Genomic DNA, 2,334 nt, shown 5'->3' on the forward strand with positions numbered 1-2,334 from the left:
GTCGAGCGCACCGACCCGGTTCAGGACGCGCTGGAATCGCTGCTGGTCGAACACGCGGCGACCCCGGACGCGCTCCGGATCCCGACGTGGCGTCCGCTCGCGCGGTCGCTCGGGGTCGACGACGGACTGCGGAAGGAGTGGGGCGACGAGGATCTCTCGGCTGCGGCCCGCGGCTACGCCGACGGCGAGAACGCGATCCGCGCCGTCAACGAGGTCGCCCCCTTCGAGGTGCGCGAGCGCGCCCCGACCCGGATCGGCAACCGGATGGGTCGCCCCGAGAAGTCGGAGAGCCGCGACCTCTCCCCCGCGGTCCACACCCTGTTCCCGATCAACGAGGCGGGCGGTCCCCAGCGCGACGTCGCCGAGGCCGCGAACGTGATGGACGACACCGGCCACCGCGGGCGGCACGACTTGGAGGTCTCCGACCGGGTCTGTCCCGACTGCGGCGAGCACACCTACGCCGCCCTGTGTCCCGACTGCGAGACGCACACGGAGCCGCACTACGAGTGCGGCGACTGCGGGACAGTCTGCGAGCCGGATGAGGCCGGCCGGGTCGAGTGCCCGAACTGCGAGTGGGAGGTGACCGCCGCGACCTACCAGGAGGTCGACGTCAACGACGCGTACCGCTCCGCGTTAGAGACCGTCGGCGAGCGCGAGTCCGCCTTCGAGATCCTCAAAGGGGTTCAGGGGCTCACCTCGCGGAACAAGACCCCGGAGCCGATCGAGAAGGGCGTCCTCCGGGCGAAGAACGGCGTCACCTCGTTCAAGGACGGGACGGTCCGGTACGACATGACCGACCTCCCCGTGACGGCGGTCAAGCCCGAGGAGCTCGACGTCGCCGCGGACCACTTCCGCGAACTCGGCTACGAGACGGACATTGACGGCGAGCCGCTGCGCCACGACGATCAGGTGATCGAACTGCGCGTTCAGGACATCGTCCTCTCGGACGGTGCGGCCGAACACATGCTGAAGACCGCGGACTTCGTCGACGACCTCTTGGAGCAGTTCTACGGACTCGACCGCTTCTACGAGGTAAACGAGCGCGACGACCTCGTCGGCGAGCTCGTCTTCGGGATGGCCCCCCACACGAGCGCCGCAACTGTCGGAAGAGTGGTAGGTTTCACCTCGGCGGCGGTGGGATACGCTCATCCGTACTTTCACGCCGCGAAACGTCGGAATTGTGATGGTGACGAGGACTGCGTGATGCTCCTCATGGACGGACTTCTCAACTTCTCGAAGGAGTTTCTCCCCGACCAGCGCGGCGGGCGGATGGATGCGCCCTTGGTGATGTCCTCGCGGATCGACCCCTCGGAGATCGACGACGAGGCGCACAACATAGACATCGCGCGGGAGTACCCGCGAGAGTTCTACGAGGCGACGACGGAGATGGCCGACCCGGAGACGGTCGAGGACCTGATCCAACTCGGCGAGGACACGCTCGGCACCGACGAGGAGTACCACGGGTTCAACCACACTCACGACACGACGGACATCGCGATGGGACCGGATCTCTCGGCGTACAAGACGCTCGGCGACATGATGGAGAAGATGGACGCGCAGCTGGAGCTGGCACGGAAGCTGCGCGCGGTCGACGAGACGGACGTGGCCGAGCGCGTGATCGAGTACCACTTCCTGCCGGACATCATCGGGAACCTCCGGGCCTTCTCGCGGCAGGAGACCCGCTGTCTCGACTGCGGCGAGAAGTACCGCCGGATGCCCCTGACGGGCGAGTGCCGCGAGTGCGGCGGGCGCGTGAACCTCACGGTCCACGAGGGGTCGGTGAGCAAGTACGTCGACACCGCCATCGAGGTGGCGGAGCGGTTCGGCTGTCGTCCCTACACGAAACAGCGGCTGAAGGTGTTAGACCAGTCGCTCGAATCGATCTTCGAGGACGACACGAACAAGCAGTCCGGCATCGCGGACTTCATGTGAAGACCGGGCGGGTCCGGCCGCGGTCCGCGCGGGCCCGCCTTAGAGGTCGAGCTGTGCGGCCGACTCCACCTCGAACTGCCACACCTCCGGCTCCCCGGCGAGCAGGTCGGGGAGGGCCGCCTCGAACGCCTCGAAGTGGTCCGTCCGCGAGTGCGACTCGAACGCCTCGGCGTCCTCGTACCGCTCGAAGAAGCGGAGCATCGCCCCGTCTTCGACGTCTCTCGCTGCCCTGTAGTCGATCACGCCGTCCTCGCGGTTCGACTCCGCGACGAGGGTTTCGGCGTGGTCGAGCGCTTCGTCGATCCGGTCCGGGTCGATCGGGAACGCCGCGTGTACGACGAGCATCGTCGACGGTACACCGCGCGTTCGGAAAAGGGGACGGGAGCCGTTTCAGTCGTCCCC

Annotated in this window: 1 protein-coding gene and 1 pseudogene; one reads left to right on the forward strand and one right to left on the reverse strand. The window is 67.5% G+C overall.

The window, feature by feature from the left end:
* Positions 1-24: 24 nt before the first annotated feature.
* A pseudogene (gene polC, locus BN903_RS07660) lies at positions 25-1,932 on the forward strand (DNA polymerase II large subunit); the annotation flags it as partial.
* A gap of 39 nt (positions 1,933-1,971) precedes the next feature.
* Here polC and BN903_RS07665 read toward each other — a convergent pair.
* Complete coding sequence (locus BN903_RS07665; RefSeq protein ID WP_048077177.1) at positions 1,972-2,277, reverse strand: putative quinol monooxygenase; 306 nt, start codon at positions 2,275-2,277, stop codon at positions 1,972-1,974.
* Positions 2,278-2,334 lie beyond the last annotated feature (57 nt).

Source organism: Halorubrum sp. AJ67, from assembly GCF_000513435.1.

Bases quoted from the DNA above. Each gene is read 5' to 3' on its own strand.
- BN903_RS07665 (WP_048077177.1), bottom strand. From the start codon at position 2,277: ATGCTCGTCGTACACGCGGCGTTCCCGATCGACCCGGACCGGATCGAC.